15 protein-coding genes are annotated in these 16,915 nt (G+C 36.3%); all 15 read right to left on the reverse strand.

Going from position 1 to position 16,915, the window contains the following annotated elements:
* Nucleotides 1–199: 199 nt before the first annotated feature.
* The 15 genes from G5B11_RS05205 to G5B11_RS05275 all read right to left on the reverse strand — a co-directional run bounded on the left by G5B11_RS05205 (nucleotide 200) and on the right by G5B11_RS05275 (nucleotide 16,915).
* Nucleotides 200–1,819 carry an acyltransferase family protein gene (locus tag G5B11_RS05205; protein WP_158420789.1) on the reverse strand — a complete coding sequence of 540 codons (1,620 nt, stop codon included), beginning with the start codon at nucleotides 1,817–1,819 and terminating at the stop codon, nucleotides 200–202.
* 15 nt (nucleotides 1,820–1,834) lie between these two features.
* Nucleotides 1,835–2,473 (reverse strand): D-sedoheptulose-7-phosphate isomerase, encoded by a 639-nt coding sequence (locus G5B11_RS05210; protein ID WP_158420790.1) that lies wholly within the window; start codon nucleotides 2,471–2,473, stop codon nucleotides 1,835–1,837.
* Between the two features lie 2 nt (nucleotides 2,474–2,475).
* Nucleotides 2,476–3,045 (reverse strand): D-glycero-beta-D-manno-heptose 1,7-bisphosphate 7-phosphatase, encoded by a 570-nt coding sequence (gene gmhB / locus G5B11_RS05215; protein ID WP_158420791.1) that lies wholly within the window; start codon nucleotides 3,043–3,045, stop codon nucleotides 2,476–2,478.
* Nucleotides 3,042–4,118: a GHMP family kinase ATP-binding protein gene (locus G5B11_RS05220; RefSeq protein ID WP_158420792.1), complete on the reverse strand. Its 1,077-nt coding sequence runs from the start codon at nucleotides 4,116–4,118 to the stop codon at nucleotides 3,042–3,044. The genes gmhB and G5B11_RS05220 overlap by 4 nt, the downstream gene beginning before the upstream one ends.
* Before the next feature lie 13 nt (nucleotides 4,119–4,131).
* Nucleotides 4,132–4,842 carry a nucleotidyltransferase family protein gene (locus G5B11_RS05225; protein ID WP_158420793.1) on the reverse strand — a complete coding sequence of 237 codons (711 nt, stop codon included), beginning with the start codon at nucleotides 4,840–4,842 and terminating at the stop codon, nucleotides 4,132–4,134.
* A gap of 12 nt (nucleotides 4,843–4,854) precedes the next feature.
* Nucleotides 4,855–8,928, reverse strand: coding sequence for a glycosyltransferase (locus tag G5B11_RS05230; protein WP_158420794.1), 4,074 nt, complete (start codon nucleotides 8,926–8,928; stop codon nucleotides 4,855–4,857).
* Entirely contained in the window at nucleotides 8,925–10,343 is a 1,419-nt protein-coding gene (locus G5B11_RS05235) for an ABC transporter ATP-binding protein (RefSeq protein ID WP_158420795.1), read from the reverse strand. The genes G5B11_RS05230 and G5B11_RS05235 overlap by 4 nt, the downstream gene beginning before the upstream one ends.
* Nucleotides 10,343–11,119, reverse strand: coding sequence for an ABC transporter permease (locus G5B11_RS05240; RefSeq protein WP_158420796.1), 777 nt, complete (start codon nucleotides 11,117–11,119; stop codon nucleotides 10,343–10,345). Before G5B11_RS05240 ends, G5B11_RS05235 begins: the two co-directional genes overlap by 1 nt.
* Nucleotides 11,116–12,354, reverse strand: a complete 1,239-nt coding sequence (locus G5B11_RS05245) for a glycosyltransferase (RefSeq protein WP_158420797.1) — start codon at nucleotides 12,352–12,354, stop codon at nucleotides 11,116–11,118. The genes G5B11_RS05240 and G5B11_RS05245 overlap by 4 nt, the downstream gene beginning before the upstream one ends.
* 105 nt (nucleotides 12,355–12,459) lie before the next feature.
* Nucleotides 12,460–13,335: a glycosyltransferase family 2 protein gene (locus G5B11_RS05250; protein WP_173727101.1), complete on the reverse strand. Its 876-nt coding sequence runs from the start codon at nucleotides 13,333–13,335 to the stop codon at nucleotides 12,460–12,462.
* 146 nt (nucleotides 13,336–13,481) lie between these two features.
* Nucleotides 13,482–14,474, reverse strand: coding sequence for a glycosyltransferase family 2 protein (locus G5B11_RS05255; protein ID WP_158420799.1), 993 nt, complete (start codon nucleotides 14,472–14,474; stop codon nucleotides 13,482–13,484).
* 175 nt (nucleotides 14,475–14,649) lie between these two features.
* Nucleotides 14,650–15,435, reverse strand: coding sequence for a glycosyltransferase family 2 protein (locus G5B11_RS05260; protein ID WP_158420800.1), 786 nt, complete (start codon nucleotides 15,433–15,435; stop codon nucleotides 14,650–14,652).
* 36 nt (nucleotides 15,436–15,471) lie between these two features.
* Nucleotides 15,472–16,203, reverse strand: coding sequence for a type II toxin-antitoxin system PemK/MazF family toxin (locus G5B11_RS05265; RefSeq protein WP_173727102.1), 732 nt, complete (start codon nucleotides 16,201–16,203; stop codon nucleotides 15,472–15,474).
* On the reverse strand, nucleotides 16,190–16,363 hold the full coding sequence (locus G5B11_RS05270) for a hypothetical protein (protein WP_173727103.1): 174 nt from the start codon (nucleotides 16,361–16,363) through the stop codon (nucleotides 16,190–16,192). Before G5B11_RS05270 ends, G5B11_RS05265 begins: the two co-directional genes overlap by 14 nt.
* Nucleotides 16,364–16,495: 132 nt before the next feature.
* Complete coding sequence (locus tag G5B11_RS05275) at nucleotides 16,496–16,915, reverse strand: DUF2304 domain-containing protein (protein WP_158420802.1); 420 nt, start codon at nucleotides 16,913–16,915, stop codon at nucleotides 16,496–16,498.

Below are 16,915 nucleotides of genomic sequence, written 5' to 3' on the forward strand. Positions count from 1 at the left end.
TCTTAAAATTCACTTTGGGCAAAACTCGCAAAATATAAAAAAACATATTAAGTTAAACTTAATCCACGCCAAATCCATTAAGATTTTCTCAAAGTTCAATTCTACTAATCTGCAATTTATTTTAAATATAGACAAACCTACAAATGGTATTGTTCCAACAATTTGTTCAAATTATTTTTCAGCGTCATTGCAACTCCTGCTATTTAAATATAATTTCATTCACAAGACTACTTTTTTCTCTTTGATCCGCCTCATTTTCATCAGGCATGTAAATACCATTAAATACTATTTTTATATTAAGTATTTCTCCAACTCTGTATCCATGGGAAGATGATATGTTTCCTTCATACAACCAATTTCTATCATCTTTTAATTCTTTTTCAAACACTTCCTCATCATTTATTTCTATTTTAATATCAGTAACCATATCAAATTCTTTAGGAACATAACCGGACATGTATATCTGATTCCAATTACCTTTTTTTACTTCAATACTTCCCTCTTTTGCTATCCAGCGATAAGTTTCCTCTCCTTGTGGTAGCCATCCTTCATCAAAAATCACATTTTTATTACCTGCATATGGGAATGTTATCTCTAATGATTTCCAATAACCAATATATGAAATCGCTATATAGCTCCATATTCCACATAAAAAAAATATGCACATCATCTTGAAAGTATATTGTATTGTTTTGTTACTATTTTCTTCGATTTCTACAACAGATTTTTCTGCTCTCTTAAATACTCTATTCCATAGTTTTTCCCATCCATTTTTCTTTCCAAGCAAGAAAGAAAAAAAATTATTTTTATTTACTATTTTCCATAATTCCATACTAAAAGCCACAGAAAAAACAGTAATAAAAAGCCAATATTTTTTTATTGAATCGGCTGGAGTTGTCAACTGGACTTCTTGCATTGTAATTATTCCCAATTTAGCCAATATCAAGAATAATATTTTAAACGCCATAAAGTGAAATACTAAAATTCCGAATGTACTTTTTCCAATTTCGATCAACGGTTTTTTCATTCTGTCATTAAGAAGTTTAACCAAACAACACGAAATCACTATTAACAATAAACTTCCCAATACTCCTGAACAATAATTTAAAACAATATTCCCAAATTTTTTGCTCGGATAATCCACTGTTGCGTCAAAATATTTTTGTGCAAAATATAAATATCCGCAAACAGCCACTCCTATTCCCACCAATTTGCCAGTTGAAATATCATCAATTTTTTTCCCTGATCTCATAATCTGACCAGTAGCAAAAAAGCCTTGTCCTATGAATGCCAAATTAATAGCATTAAACAGACTATTTTCTACACAAAAATATCCAAACACAAATAAAGAAAGAGAAAATACAGCATATAAAATTCCGTTTTTATTACCACAAATCATGTAAATAATTCGTTGACATATTTCAACTTGCATCAGAACCACTATAAACCATGTAGCCCCAAGCCACCAAACATAGTTCGTTCCTTCACAAACAAAGTTTTTTATTGTATCTATAAAACCTATATATCCACCATCATAAAAAACACTATAAACAGACGTTGCATTAAGTATTGCCATCAAGGCAGCTCCCATTATAGTCAAAAATAAAAGCGGGATATACAACGAGTATATTTTTTTGTATACATAATGAACCGCACTGTCTCTGTCAAAATTGGTCGTATAGCCTGAAATGAAGAAAAAAGCGGCCATATGGAATTGGTAAATATAATTATTAAATGCACCTGTTGCATGACCTACAACAACTAATATGATTCCCAGTGCTTTATATATATCTACCCATTCAATTCGCTTTTTCTCCATCCTAAAACTCTCTCCTTAAAAAAATCTCTCTTCCAACATCAAACACAATGCATGATAAACCGGTAAATGAAGTTCCTGAATCTTAAATGTCTCCATTTCATTCACAACAATAGCAACATCCACTTTATCTTTCAGTTTTCCGCCGTCTTTGCCTGTCAGTGCAATAGTCTTCATCCCTTTTGCACGTGCAACAATAGCTGCATAATTTACGTTTACTGAATTTCCGGATGTGGAAATTCCAAGAAAAACATCTCCCGGGTTTCCGTATCCCTGTACCTCCTGTGCCAGAATCAAAAGACCATCTACATCATTAAGAAATGCAGTGTTCAAGCCAATATTCATATTCAAGGACAAAGCAGGTAAAGTACCTTCAAGCTTCTCGGCCAATACACTTCCCATTTCCGGATCCAGCTGGATCATCTTGTTTTTTAAATCTTCTTCCAACGGCCGTCTTTTAATAAAGCTTTTCATAAGCTCGCCAACAATATGCTCCGCATCTGCTGCGCTTCCACCGTTTCCAGCCACTAGCAGTTTGTTCCCATTTAGATAGCACTCTTCCAGCACTTTATAAGCCTGGTAAATATCGTCCTTACTGGATTCCAACACTGGATATCTTTCAATTAAATTGTTGAAAATTTCTTCAATTTTGCTCATAATTATCTCAGTCCTTTACATACAATATTATTTACTGCATCATATAGATCATCTGCTATATATTGAAACAAATGGAATCCTTCCTTTTCCAATTGGCTTCCATATCCAGTTCTTACCAAAATCGTTTTCAAATGGAAATTGTTCCCAGCCTTAATGTCTCCTATATTGTCACCAATCATCCATGAATCCTCGATATCAACATCAAAGTCCTCACAGGCTTTTTCAAACAGTCCTGTTTCCGGTTTTCGACAATGACATTTCATTTTATATTTTCCTATGCCTGCATCCGGATGATGTGGACAATAATAAAATCCGTCTATATGTGCTTTATATTTACTCAGTTGTTCATTAACATATTGATGCAATTTTATTACATCATCTTCTGAATAATAGCCTCTCGCAACACCAGCCTGATTGGACACCACGATTACCTGATATCCGGCATTATTCAATCTTGCAATAGCTTCCGGAACTTTTGGAATAAATTCAAATTCTTCTGGACGATATAAGTAATTCTTCTCTACATTAATAGTTCCGTCCCTGTCCAGAAACACAGTTTTTCTGCCACTCATAATTTGAAATCAAACCGTCCTTCCGGAATCTGAACTTTAATATCCTGGTAATCCCACCGATTACTATCCATCGTCCATGCCTGAGCTCCGCGAAGTTCAAAATTCCAGTCTGCCAACTGACCTCCTGCTTTTTCCATTCTTTCAGCAACTTTATGCTTTACATTATACGGGCAATACATTAAAAGATAACCGCCACCACCAGCACCAAGCAGCTTTCCTCCAAGTGCACCAGCTTTGACCGCTTCCTCGTATAATTCATCGATTTTGGGATTGGTAATCTTATTGCTCATACGTTTCTTGCTATTCCAGCCATAGTCCAGTAATTTTCCAAAACTGTTAAGGTTTCCTTTTAATAATTCATCTTTCATAGCATAAGCTAACGCCTTTACCTCTGTCATGGCAGCCACTGCATCTGTCTCTTTTTTCTTATAATTATTCACCTGATCTGAAATAATATTGGCAGATACATGAATGTTCCCAGTATAGCAAAGCAGCAGATTATATTGAAGTTCATGTATAATATCTTTTTTGATTCGAAGTGGATTTACTACCACATCATTTTTCCCATGAAATTCAATAAAATTAAAACCACCAAAGGTAGCAGCATATTGATCCTGATAACCGCCTGAAATCCCAAGTACTTCTCGTTCCACATGGTATGCCAGATCTGCCATTTCATAAGCATCCATTGTAACGCCTTTCCACTTTGCCATTGCCATCAGCAAAGAGACCATGACCGTAGAGGAAGTTCCAAGACCAGAGCCTGGAGGCGCATCACACTGCAAGTAAACCTCGCACCCCTGATTAATATCCAGTGCATTTAAAGCAGCTTTTACTAAATCAAGTTTACCATCATATACATAATTTTCTTTCGCATTGTATTTAACAGTCATATCAAAATCCAGGGAATGAACTGTGATCTGATCATTTTCTTTGGGCAAGATTGAACAATATGCATATTTGTTAATCGTACTGCCTATTATGGCTCCACCATGTTCCACACAATATGGTTCCACATCTGTACCGCCACCGCCAAAACTAACTCTGAGTGGTGCTCTTCCTCTTATAATCATTGTTTACTCTCCGTTAAAATTCTATGTTTTTTTGTTCTACATCTTTAATAAACTTAAAATAATCGTCCGGCACACCAATGTCAATAAAATATCCTTCATTTACAACTGCACCAAGTTTTTTCTTTTCAGCCAACATTTGAGGAATAATTTCATTCTCCAGCGAACATTTTTTTCCTTCAGGAATTAAATCCAACACAGTTTTCCGCATTAAATAAATTCCTCCATTTATAACCCCGGAAATATGATCACTGACCTTTTCATTAAAACCAATAATCATATGGTTATCCAGTTTTACACTGCCGTATCTGGATACATCCGGAACCTTTCTCAAAACCAGTGCCATGTCCATATTTTCACTTTTATACAGATCAATTGCGTCACTGTAAGCAGCCTGATAAAATGTATCTGCATTCAAAACAAAAAACTCTGATTCTTTAATATACTGACCAGCATTTTTTATTGCGCCCGCAGTCCCTAACTGCTCTTTTTCGTAGGAATATTCAATATGCACGTCCAATTGCTCGCCGTTTCCAAAATACTCCTCCACCATTTCACCTTTGTAGCCAACAGCCAGAACAATATCGGTTATTCCATGTTTCTTTAACTCCAAAATCAAATATTCCATGAAAGGTTTCCCACATACGTCTGCCATAGGCTTGGGTCTGTCATTAACCACACTTTTCAGTCTCGTTCCAAGACCTCCTGCAAGAAGTACTGCCTGCATTTTTATGCTCCTTTATTCAAAATCCTCTTTTACTATGTTCCAAACTGCTTCAAGACTAAAATTCTGCTTTACAAGCTTCTGGTAGTCCTTAACGGTCTGTGCAAGGACAGTCTCATCCTGATATAACCGGATAACTGCATTTGCAAAATCTTCCGCATCATCAGCCACCTTAACAACTCTTTCAGGATCTGGAATACCCTCAATACCAACAGAAGTAGTTACCATAGGAGTACCATAGTATAAAGCTTCTACAACTTTGCCCTTTACCCCTGCTCCATATCGAAGCGGAACAACTACCAACCGACATGTATCATACAATCTGGCCAGTTCTTCTTCAGATACAAACCCTTTTACAATTATGCCATTTCCCTCTAGTTTTTCAATCTCTGGTGTTACAGAGGAGCCTACAATGTAAAATGGCATCTGAATCTTCTGGCGAATAAGCGGATATATTTCTTTTGCAAACCAAAGTACAGCATCTGCATTTGGTGGATGTCCAAACCCGCCTACAAATACAATTCCCTCTCTTTTCGCAAAGTCCATTGGAATGTTATTTCTAAATTGCTCATATACATATGCTGTGATGGCTTTCACAGGAATGGTTGCATCAATTTTATGAATTGCTTCTTCCTCAACATAAGAAGGATAATAACTGATATCAGCTTTGCGCATAATATACAATTCCTTTTCCAGCCATTCATCAGATTCATTCTTTTTCTCAATGTCACCAGTCAGTTCATATTCCCGCTGAAGTCTTAAAAAATGCAGATCATGTCCATAGTATATACACTTAATATCCGTATTTTCTCTGATGAAATCAATATATTTGATTGTAATATGTGGTCTGTTTAAATAAGCAAAATCAATGCACTTCTTGTTCTCCAAAAGCCATTCCTGCCAATGTTGTGCATACCACGGACCATAAAGTACTTCGATTCCCATTTGCTGAAGAATAGTTGTATAAGGTTCTTGCTGGTAGAAGTTGTCACCAATAAATTTTACCATATATCCTTTTTCAACAAACATTCTTAAGTACTGGATAGTTGTTTTAGATCCGGCATCTTTGTCAAACTGTGGCACATAATGGTCAACCACCAGAATGGTCTTTTTATTTTGACTTCTTTCTCTGGCTTTAAATACAAATTGACCACATTCATATTGTTTGTCCAGTTCATCTTTCCAGCGCTTCTTCATTTTAATGCTGTTTTCCACCTGATATTGTTTAATCCCCGTATTCAAATCCGTTCCATTTGATTTCCCCTCAAAATGAACTACCACGGATAATGGCTGATATACTACCCGATATCCGGCTTTTCTGACTCTAAATGCAAGATCCGAATCCTCACAATACGCAGGTGCAAAATACTCATCAAAGCCCCCTAATTCTTCCCACAGACTTCTTCTTATCAGGATTGAAGCACCAGAAATGTAATCCACATCTCTGACATAGTTATATTCTGGTTTCGTGGCATCATCGTTTCTGCCGTAATTCCACCCACTTCCATCACGCCAGATAATCCCACCGGCTTCCTGGAGCGTTCCGTCAGCATATACAAGTTTGGAGCCTGCCATTCCGATCGTTTGATCTTTTTCGCAAAGATCAACAAGCGGCTTTAACCAATTATCCTGTACCTGGGTATCATTATTTAAGAATAAAACATATTTCCCCTTGGCTTTTTGGGCAGCATTATTGCAATTGCGAAGGAACAACATATTACTTGGAGTTCTGGCAATTATAAGATTCTCAACAACAGAAGCTATCTTTGTTGTCAAGTCATTCGAGCAATCGTCTGCTAAAATAACCTCATAAGATACGTTTTCACTGTTTTCTAAAATTGATTTTATACAATAATATGTATAAGTAAACTGGTTGTATGCTGGGATGACAATAGATACTGTTGGATGATCATACTGTGGAAGTTTCAATACTTCACATTCGTGAATATCTGTGATTTCATCATATATTTTTTCATCTACATCAACTTTTATCTGTTTCAGTTCTCCCTGGTGATAATCGCGCATTAAGTGTTCATAAGCGCCCTTAATCCCTTCATTCTTTACATAACCATACGCAATTTTTAATTCTTGCATATTCACATGTGTCATCATGCGACCAAAAGCATAAAGATTTCTTCCGATGAATCTTGGGAATATCATAATACAATCATAAGTATGGCAGATGAAGCGCATGATTTTGTACATCTTTGAATGTACGATTGCATCTCGTTCTCTTTCAGCTGGAAGGAGCATCTCAATGTGTCCTTTTTTATTAAGAATCTCCTGCCTAAGTTCAATCTCCATCTCTTTAAATTGATTTAACTCATGCTCGCTTTTATTCAGTTCATCTTGCAAATCAGTTATTTCACTTAAAAGTTTCTGATTTTCCATTTTTAATATATGCTCTGTTGTTTCAAGTTCACGTTCCGTTTTTTCTTTTGCACTCTGTAAACATGCTATTTTATTTTTAACTGTCCATTCATCATTAAAGCGATTGCAATATCCTCCATCCCCATAAAAATCAGTCTGTCTATACAGAACTTTAGACCATATATGGCTTTCAAGAGCATTAAAAACCGAAGTTTCTTTTCCAATATTCAAATAATTCCAAATTTCCTGTAAACTAATATCTGTTTTTTCCTGGAGACGTGAATATGCAGAATTCACAGCATAATACAAAATAAAATTAAGCGGAACATTGTCAAAACACCATTCTTGATCATAAAAAATAAACTTACCATTTTCATAAAAGCTATTATAAAATGTCAGATCAACAAAACCTTTTTCAAGTATTGGTCCCATTTGATATTCTGAAACATCGATGTTCAATTCATCTACAATACTTTTGTCAAAAACCATGTCACTTGACTTCACAAGCTCAGTTCTAAATTCTTCCAAGAAAGAGAATAATCCAGAACGATCATTATTTCTCAATAATTTTCCAAAATAATCTTGTGCACTCACGCCGTGATATGCATCACATTTTAAGGTGTTCCCTTCACGTACATACCCTAAAATATCAATGCCCCTTTGCTTTAAGAATTCTGTATTATAGTAAATATTATCAATATGTTGTACTGCTTGTTCATGCATTGGTATTTTATAAATAGATCCATCATTGTACAAAACAGTACTGACTCTATATATTTTTTTCACTTCTCCTTTACTAGAAACATAAATCACTTTTCTTTCCTTTTTTTGCTGTAAACTACACTCTACCAAATATGAATTAGCAAAAAAATCCAGCACATTATTTTCCAGAATATCTTTGTATAAATATTTTTCATTCATAGTTAGCAAACTATTTTTTGAATAAGTAAACGAGACTTTTTGCAAGTTAAGATAATCTGGTTTGTACTCATCTGTTGCGATAATTTCAGGAAATTTATAATCGGGCAGAACATAATAAAATCGCTTATTCTTAAAACCTACATTATTCAACAATTGTTCTAATTCACTCTTGGAAAAAGTCCTTGGAGTATGTTTCTGCTCATATCCTTCCAATCCCACATATGGTTCTTGTAAATGATCCTCAGAGCCACCCACCCAATATTTTAATCCAGTTTTATTCTCAATTGCAAACAATAGAACCCCATCAGGTTTCAAAAAGCTTTTTGCCTTCTCAATGAAATCATTATATGGATTTGATGATTCTAAAAACACATCTGCATATTCAAGCACACCAATAAATACAACATAATCAAATTTTTGAGGACTTTCCCATTTTAAAATATCCTCAGTAACAATCTTAAGATTCTTTCTCTCTGAATAACGTGCTTTAATAACAGAAGCACGTGCTTCACTCATTTCTACAGAAACAACACTCTTAGCTTTCTCACACAATAAACCAGTCAATGCCCCCATACCTGCTCCGACTTCCAGGACATCTGCATCTTTCTTAAAGGGATACCAGTTCAAAATGTTCCATCGAACTGAGGAAAACGTATTATTCACAGTATATTCACTACACTTTCCAATGTAATCCTGAACTGTATCTTCCGGATATCGTTGAGCGATATCCAACATTTTATTTTCTGTAGTTTCACCATCGGAATATACAATTTTATCATTCTGATTTTTTACAATCATACTTTTTCTCCATTTTTATTAATCCAAGAATGTTTCATCGTTACCAAGCCATATTCTCTTTGCTCTTCTTTATTCACTTTAAATTGTATTAAACTGTATATATTATCAAATACTTCATCAACTTCACTACGAATTCTTACATCCAGAAAATATATTCCACCAAGCAAATTCAAAGAATCAATAGTGAACTCTACATCTCCATTTTTCCCAGATAAATAGTAACTTCCTGTTGAATCTTTACTTGTTGCTCCATAGCAATATAGCCAATCATTTCTTGTTATTCCAATAATGAAATTAAGTTTAATTCCAATCTGTTCCGCACTATATTTCATTTTAATAACAATTTTCTCTCCCGGGTTAAATTCCAGGCGTTCATTTCCTTTTGCATCCAGTAGCTTAACCTCTGTGAACTTTACTTTCCAGTTTCCTTCTCTTCTAGCATCTGGTCCACACTGGGTTGCTATATCATGGCAACTGGCCTTTCTTTTTTTCTCTTCACGTTTCTTTTCTTCTAATAATTGTTTCTGTTTTTCTTCTTCCTTTTGTTTTCTTTCCTGTAATATCTTCTGTTCTTTTTGTTGCTGTTCCGTCTCTTTCTTACGCTTCTCTTCTTCTAACTCTCGTTTCTTCTGTTCCTCAAGCTCCATCCTATATTCAAGTTCTGCACGTTCCAACCTGGATTCTTCCATCTTTTCCAAATATTCCTTGCAAACTTTTCTGGCTGGTCCATCATCACGAATACGTCCCTCATCAATCCAGATAGCACGGTCACATAGTCTTTCCACCTGTCCTAAAGCATGAGACACAATAACGATTGTTGTTCCTTGATCCTTCAAACTTTTCAGTTTATTAAAGCATTTTGTCTGAAAAGCATTATCCCCAACAGCCAGGATCTCATCAATCAGCAAAATATCTGCATCTACATTAATGGCAACAGAAAAAGCCAGACGCATATACATACCGGATGAATAAGTTCTGACTGGATTATCAATAAATTCCTCTAACTCAGAGAAACGAATTATATCATTCAATCTTTGATCCACTTCTTTTGCTTTAATTCCAAAAATAGAAGCATTAATATAAATATTCTCTCTTCCACTCATGTCTGGGTGAAATCCAGCCCCCAATTCAATAAGGCTGCATACACGTCCCTGAATATCTATAGTTCCTCCATTAGGACGCAGAATCTTAGTGAGCAGCTTTAAGGTCGTGCTTTTTCCACAACCGTTTTTACCTATCAGTCCAACAGATTCGCCTTTCTTCACATCAAAGCTGATCCCCCTCAGGACCTCACGCATCTCATATTTATTTCTATTAAGGTGTATCAGCCTTTCACGAAGCATATGCCCTTTATCTTTATATACTTTAAAATGTTTTTGTACATTTCGTACTTCAATGGCATTGTCTGATTTCATTACAATTCCTCCGCAAAATTTCCTTCAAGGTGAGTAAAAACAACTTCACCAATCAGCAAAATTATAATTCCAAAAGTATACATTCCGATCCATGTTAAGGCAGTCGGAAGCTGATGATAATATAATAAATTGTGATAAGAAGTTATTACCAAAGTCATAGGATTTAACAGTAAAATGTGTCCTACAAATGCAGGAATTGCGTCAATTGCATACATGATCGGCGTTGCCCAAATCCAGGCTTGCAAAAGTACACCTACAATATATTCCATGTCTCTAAGGTAAACCGTTACAGCTGAAAAAAACAACGTCAGTCCCAGTGCAAGCAAATACTCTGCCAACATTACGGCTGGCACTAATAACAGGTGCCATGAAATCCCCACATGCGAGAATACTAAAAAGCCAAACACAACCACAGATGCTAATAGCATATTTACAAATTTAGCTGTGACAGAAGCAATTGTTAAAACTTCCCGTGGAAAATAGATTTTCTTTGTCATATCAGAATTGCAGACAATACAGCCCGCTCCCTGTCCCAATGCTTCTGTAAAGAAGTTCCAAGGGATAATACCTGTCATTAGATAAATATAATAATTTTCAATGTTACTTGGAAAAATCAAAGTAAACACAATTGTATAAATCACAATTTGGAAAAATGGATTTAAAAACGTCCACAACATACCCAATACAGATTTCTGATATCTCCCACGTAACTCCCTCCTAACAAGACTATATATCATATCACGATAATCATAGATCGTTCTTATTCTTTCTATCATCGACTGTAATTCTCCTTAACACACAAATCATTTTCTATTATATTAATCAAATCATCTAAGCGAGATGCCATATGATATTTTTTCTTTATAAATCTCTTGCTATTTAAAGATAGTTCTTCTCCCAAATGTCGGTCACTTAACAGCCTTCTTATACTATCAGCATACTCATCTGGACTGGAGCATAATATATACTCTTTTTCATTCACAGCCTCAATTCCTTCAATCCCAATTTCATTTGTCAGTACAGGAATTCCAGCTGACATAGCCTCAAGAATCTTTACTTTTATTCCTGCACCAAGCTTTAGCGGTGCTACCAGACAGATGCAGCTGCTAAAATATTTTGCCATATCGCTTGTATATCCAAGAATTTTAACAGCTTTTGATTCTTTTTTCTTTAAAATTTCCGGTGGATTGCTGCCGGCAATCAAAAATCTTACATTTAACTCCTGAAGCTTCGGCATAACATTGTCCACAAACCAAATAGCACTTAAGTAGTTCTCCTCTCGGCTCATGGCACCAAAGAAAAGAATATCTCGCCCTTCAATCTTTCTTTGCACTTCGCTATAATCGTCAAAGTAAGGCATTGATGTAAATATTTGCTTCTCAGGCAAACCATTCTGAACTAGCAATGCTGTATCTTTCGGATTGTTTGTAACAATCAAATCTACCTGTTTTAACCAGTTTGTTTCCAGATTCCTAATTCTCTCATACCTGGTTTTCCAGAAAAACTTCTGGTATGGTGATTCTGCTTTTCTCCATTTTCTCATATATCCCAAAAAAGTAACATCTTCTTCAATTGATATACTTTTACAATCAGGAAATTGTTTTCGCAGCATTGTAAGAAAAGCCAGGGAAAAAGTCCATTGCAGGATAACAATATCTGGCTTCTCTCCACTTTTAATATACTCCATAACCATTTTTTCGATATGGCTTCTTTCATAATCCAGGCATATACCAGCATATTTATCAAATGGATTCACGTAAGACCATGCACTTCTTGCTCTTCTTTCAAACTGTTTTCCTTTTGATTTGTCCATCACAAAAACATGATTCTTTATTCCATACTGTTCTAAATCTAATAATCTTTCTTCTTTTTTTAAACACAATGAAAGTAGTGTAATATCAAATTTCCCGCTTTGATGAAAATATTTAACATAAAAATTATGAACCTTCCCACCCGCATGATCAGCTTTATCATATGGAGCATACGGCGATATCCATAATATTTTTTTCATTTTATCACCTGTTTCATGTTTTAAAAATACACACAATCTATTTTATTTTAACATGTCCACTATCAAAAAGCAATAAAAGCGCTAGTATTTACTCATCCTTACACATCATTTCTCCAACATGCCCAAATAAACCTCACAGGCGGCGGCAGTTTTCTCCAACATAAAACGGATTCTCTTCTTCTGTTTGTGATAGCTTTTTTTCGTTGCAGCACCACTTTCATGTTTTACTGTCATAGCTGGATCATATACGATTTTATAGGCTTTTCGCTTGCAGCGCAGTGCCAGTATATATTCCTCGTAAAAAAACTGGGTTTCCGGGTCAAAAGCCTTATCTTCCTTTTCCACAAATAAAGGAGTAAAAATCAAACAGGCGCCAAATGGAATAATGTCTGTCTGGATCTGACGACTGAGAGTGGTCTGTTTTTCTCTATTGGCTATTTTTGATTTTTCTGCTTTTTTAAGCATGTGGTGAACAACTGGATACAGGACTGGGTAAAATCGAAGTGCCAACTGATTCATCTTTACAGTATAAGCAGCCTCTTTTTTTGTGCGGAGCCTGGTATCCATAGGGTTCTGATGCTCACCAGTTCCCTGATGGATCACATCAGGTCCAAGAACATGGCATGGACGATTACTATAACTGCTTTCCAGTATGCTGATAAAATTCTTTTGTGTAAACTCAATATCATTATTTAGCACAATGATATAGCCTGGGCCGAATTGTTCTTTTGCATACTGATAGCCCCGGTTATTGGCATATGAAAATCCTCCATTTTCCTTTATCTGTAAAACTTTAATCCGAGGATTTTCCTTATATTTCAGTAAAAGTTCATTTCTTTCTGCTTCTGAATCATGAATATCATTATCCACGATCACAATTCTTATCCGTTCCTGCTGTTCCATTGCCAGAATCGATTGTACACAGATATCTGTCACCCTTGAATCCTTATAATGTAAAATTACAAAACTTACAAAATCCATTTACGTCCCCTGTCTCATGCAAAAATGCTTTCTCATTTCCTGAAAAATCCGTTTTTAAAGCATATTGATTATAGCCTATCTGCAAATAAAATCAATGTGACTGTTCCATATAAATACCCTTATCACTACAAATCAACTTCCATTATCTATCTCTTATTGCTTATCAGCCATCCAAATAGCGGAAGAAGCCTGGTTTTTATCAAGATCATCAGTGCCTTTACTGCAGCTTTCTGGGTAAATGGGATATCCACTTCAGCGGTCAGTCTGGCTTTACTGTTCTTCCAATAATGTGGAAAATACGACTCCACTGTGGTATTTATATAATCACATAACTCTCTTGTTTTTTCTTTGCTTGCTCCCAGTGCCAGCTGGAATAAGCAGGTAGCAAGTATTCTCAATACAAATAATTCAAAAAATTCCGGACTGTTCGCCATTCCCACTTCCCACACCTTGGTAAGCGTAGCATCCAACCCCTTATAGGGTAAAGAATACTTTTCCAGACCTTTGAAATTATGTCTTGCAGAAGATTCATGCTGTACGTAGTAATACCCGCATTCCGGTATCGTATTAATTCTCGGACATACTGCACTGAAAAACAGAGAAATCGGCATATCCTCACCACGTTCCCCACTTTGGAAATGGACATCATATTTTTTCCACAATTCTCTCCGGTACAGATGAGAACATACAGCTGAAATTCTGAAAGTCCATTCTTCATTCTCCATGCGTTTATACACACCTGGAACGATCCTTTCCAATTCTTTTCCACCTTCGTCCACATAAGTCAGTCCACAGATTACCATGTCCAGCTTTTCTTTTTCTGCAAGATTATATATTTTTTCAATATAGTTGTTTTTCAGATAATCATCCCCGTCAACAAATGTAATGTATTTTCCTGTTGCTTTGTTCATTCCCCGGTTTCTTGCAACAGCAACTCCCTGGTTTTTCTGTTCTATTAAAAAAATCCGTGAGTCTTCTCTATTCAGCTTTTCCAGGATTTCTCCACTTTTGTCTGTACTGCCATCATTAATCACAATGACTTCAAAATTTTCAAAAGTTTGATTCAAGACGGATTGAATACATTTTTCTATGTATTGTTCATTGTTATAAACAGGAATGATAATGGACACTTCAGGCATGATTTTCTCCTTATATATGGCTGTGCTGCATATTTCCTTGCAAAATCAAATATGTAGGTGAATGCATTACGTATTTATATCATAGCATTTGTTATAATACTTGTGAATCTCAAATATGACCATTCTAACATAGAAAAAGAGTCTTGCAAAGAACCAAGACTCCATACATTATTCGTTACTTTTCATAACTCTTATATCCGATCTTATAGAACCGCATCAGAAGCTTCACCACCGATGCCGGCCAGAACTTCCCGAACATCTCCAGTTCTTCCCTGGTCTTCTCCTGATTCTTCAGACAAGCCTTTGTAGTGGCGCCATCGTGTATCCTGTAGTAGAACAATTCTTTAGGAATATAGGTAAATCTTCCCTTTTTCCTGGCAATCTGGACAAACACATCCCAGTCCAGTGCGTAATGATAGCCAGACTGGAAAATGCTTTTCCCAAGTATAGCCTTATGATAGCACACAGACGGACAGCAGATCCCGTTTCCCAGTGACTGCACTCCCAGCTTGACCCAGCGCTTGTCTGCCAGAAAGGGAAGCCTGAGCGGCAGCTTCATGATCTGCTTGATCAAAAGACTTACATCCCACCGAACCTGCTGGTGTTGGTTGATGATGCGGTAATCCGTCATGGCGATCAGTGTATCCGGATGCTTTCCCAGATACTGATCCATATATTTCAGATAATCCCGATGATAAATATCATCCTGATGGGTAATCGTCACGTATTCTGTCTCAGCCTGGTCATAGGCATAATTCCAGTCATCCTGCAGGCTGCTGGTGCCTTCTCTCACGTAATATGGCAGGTGATATTTCTCTGCCAGATCACGGATGTAGTCGCTGGGTGTGGATGTGCATACGATCACCCTGGACTTTGCCGACTGCTGTACTACAGACCGGATGCTTTTCTCAAGATATGGGGATTCCCCATATGCACATACTGCAAATGTATGACTGATCATAAGCCTCTAACCTGCCTTTTGTCTTGATTTCTCCACCTATTTGCATTTTGTCTTCACAAAAGCAACAATGTCATCATTTTTATCCATCACATTACTATCTGCTTCTAATTCTTCAATAGATTTCCAAGCATATTTCTTACCGTCCAGTTCAAAAATATCGCCTTTCATGCATTCTGGTACATCATTCAATGCAAGACTGTACAGTATATGTTTATATTGCTTATACACTTGATCACTTTCAGAATATTTACAATGGGGAGCACTGGTAATGTATGATGTTGTAACTTGCATTTTAACCAAATCACTTGCATGCTTATCTATATTTTCCTTGTTTGGATCTTCTGTTCGGTAATATGGAAATAACCAACATTTCCATCTCTCATCATAAACCTGCAAATACTTACCCGTCGGATTTGTAATAGCCAATAGAGAAAATTCATGATATTTTTCTGACAAATGTTCTGTAACCAACTGCGTTATTTTCAATAGGTCACTTTCAGACAAATCACCGATTTTCTTTTCCATTCGCCATTCATCCATTTGAATGATCCTGTCAATTCTTGCCCATGATTCTCTTGTCAATCCAGCTTCTTGCCAATCATCAATTCTAATACTGTACGGATTTTTCTTAGCTTTACTCGTAACCATCATGGCAAGAACAGCAATGGTATTTTTATCAATGACAATCGCTGGCCTGCGCTTTGATACTTTTATCTCCTGAAATGGGAACTGAGTCCACCATACTTCACCTAAATTATATTTTCCCATCTTTTTTCTCTCCTTGTTTATAAATCTCATCCCACTGATCTTCTTGCATCCACTCATCATCTAACGCTATATCATCTGCCTTCTCAGCACTTGCATATAATCTGTCTCTATTTAATTCAATAAAACGCTTGAAATCATTTATCTCTTTTACCATTTTCATGAATGCTCCTTTCCTATCAATGTGACAATTGATAAATTTCCATTTCCTTATCAAAACAAGGCATATAAAATAGTTCTTGGCAGGCCATCTCACAGCGATTCGATTCCATATAATTATTTCTGCTTTTCTTTCTCAGGATTGCTTTCCTGATTCTCCCTCTATCTCTCCCTCACGTTCTTCCAGCTCACGGGTGATCTCCTCATCGTCATTCAGGCGGCGGTTGGCTGCCTTGGAGCGAAGCGCCACTTCGGCGGACAGGATAGAAATCTTCTCCTCCAGCTGGGACACGATAAGTGATAAAGTAAAGATCTTTTCTACCAGAAGGAAGATGATGATCACAAATACCAGGTTGGAGGGTGACATAAAGCCAAGATGCTTGCTCAATTCAAAGCAGATTTCCGGAAAAATGGCAAGGATAAGCAATACCGCTGCAAAAAAGATCCAGAAAATGGCATCTTCCATTTTGACCTTAAACTTCCGGATCTGCCGCAGGATCCAGATCACTGTAATCAATGCTGCTACTACCAGCAGCGCCCTTAATGTAATGGTCAT

Source organism: Blautia glucerasea (assembly GCF_013304385.1).
Lineage (GTDB): Bacteria > Bacillota > Clostridia > Lachnospirales > Lachnospiraceae > Blautia_A > Blautia_A ammoniilytica.

What these genes read in the sequence shown, in the direction of transcription:
- G5B11_RS05210 (WP_158420790.1), bottom strand. Translation starts at nt 2,473, where the DNA reads ATGAGCAAAATTGAAGAAATTTTCAACAATTTAATTGAAAGATATCCA.
- G5B11_RS05270 (WP_173727103.1), bottom strand. Translation starts at nt 16,363, where the DNA reads ATGAAAATGGTAAAAGAGATAAATGATTTCAAGCGTTTTATTGAATTA.
- G5B11_RS05250 (WP_173727101.1), bottom strand. Translation starts at nt 13,335, where the DNA reads ATGGATTTTGTAAGTTTTGTAATTTTACATTATAAGGATTCAAGGGTG.
- gmhB (WP_158420791.1), bottom strand. Translation starts at nt 3,045, where the DNA reads ATGAGTGGCAGAAAAACTGTGTTTCTGGACAGGGACGGAACTATTAAT.
- G5B11_RS05205 (WP_158420789.1), bottom strand. Translation starts at nt 1,819, where the DNA reads ATGGAGAAAAAGCGAATTGAATGGGTAGATATATATAAAGCACTGGGA.
- G5B11_RS05240 (WP_158420796.1), bottom strand. Translation starts at nt 11,119, where the DNA reads ATGATAGAAAGAATAAGAACGATCTATGATTATCGTGATATGATATAT.
- G5B11_RS05225 (WP_158420793.1), bottom strand. Translation starts at nt 4,842, where the DNA reads ATGCAGGCAGTACTTCTTGCAGGAGGTCTTGGAACGAGACTGAAAAGT.
- G5B11_RS05220 (WP_158420792.1), bottom strand. Translation starts at nt 4,118, where the DNA reads ATGATTATAAGAGGAAGAGCACCACTCAGAGTTAGTTTTGGCGGTGGC.
- G5B11_RS05260 (WP_158420800.1), bottom strand. Translation starts at nt 15,435, where the DNA reads ATGATCAGTCATACATTTGCAGTATGTGCATATGGGGAATCCCCATAT.
- G5B11_RS05245 (WP_158420797.1), bottom strand. Translation starts at nt 12,354, where the DNA reads ATGAAAAAAATATTATGGATATCGCCGTATGCTCCATATGATAAAGCT.
- G5B11_RS05235 (WP_158420795.1), bottom strand. Translation starts at nt 10,343, where the DNA reads ATGAAATCAGACAATGCCATTGAAGTACGAAATGTACAAAAACATTTT.
- G5B11_RS05265 (WP_173727102.1), bottom strand. Translation starts at nt 16,203, where the DNA reads ATGGGAAAATATAATTTAGGTGAAGTATGGTGGACTCAGTTCCCATTT.
- G5B11_RS05255 (WP_158420799.1), bottom strand. Translation starts at nt 14,474, where the DNA reads ATGCCTGAAGTGTCCATTATCATTCCTGTTTATAACAATGAACAATAC.
- G5B11_RS05275 (WP_158420802.1), bottom strand. Translation starts at nt 16,915, where the DNA reads ATGACCATTACATTAAGGGCGCTGCTGGTAGTAGCAGCATTGATTACA.
- G5B11_RS05230 (WP_158420794.1), bottom strand. Translation starts at nt 8,928, where the DNA reads ATGATTGTAAAAAATCAGAATGATAAAATTGTATATTCCGATGGTGAA.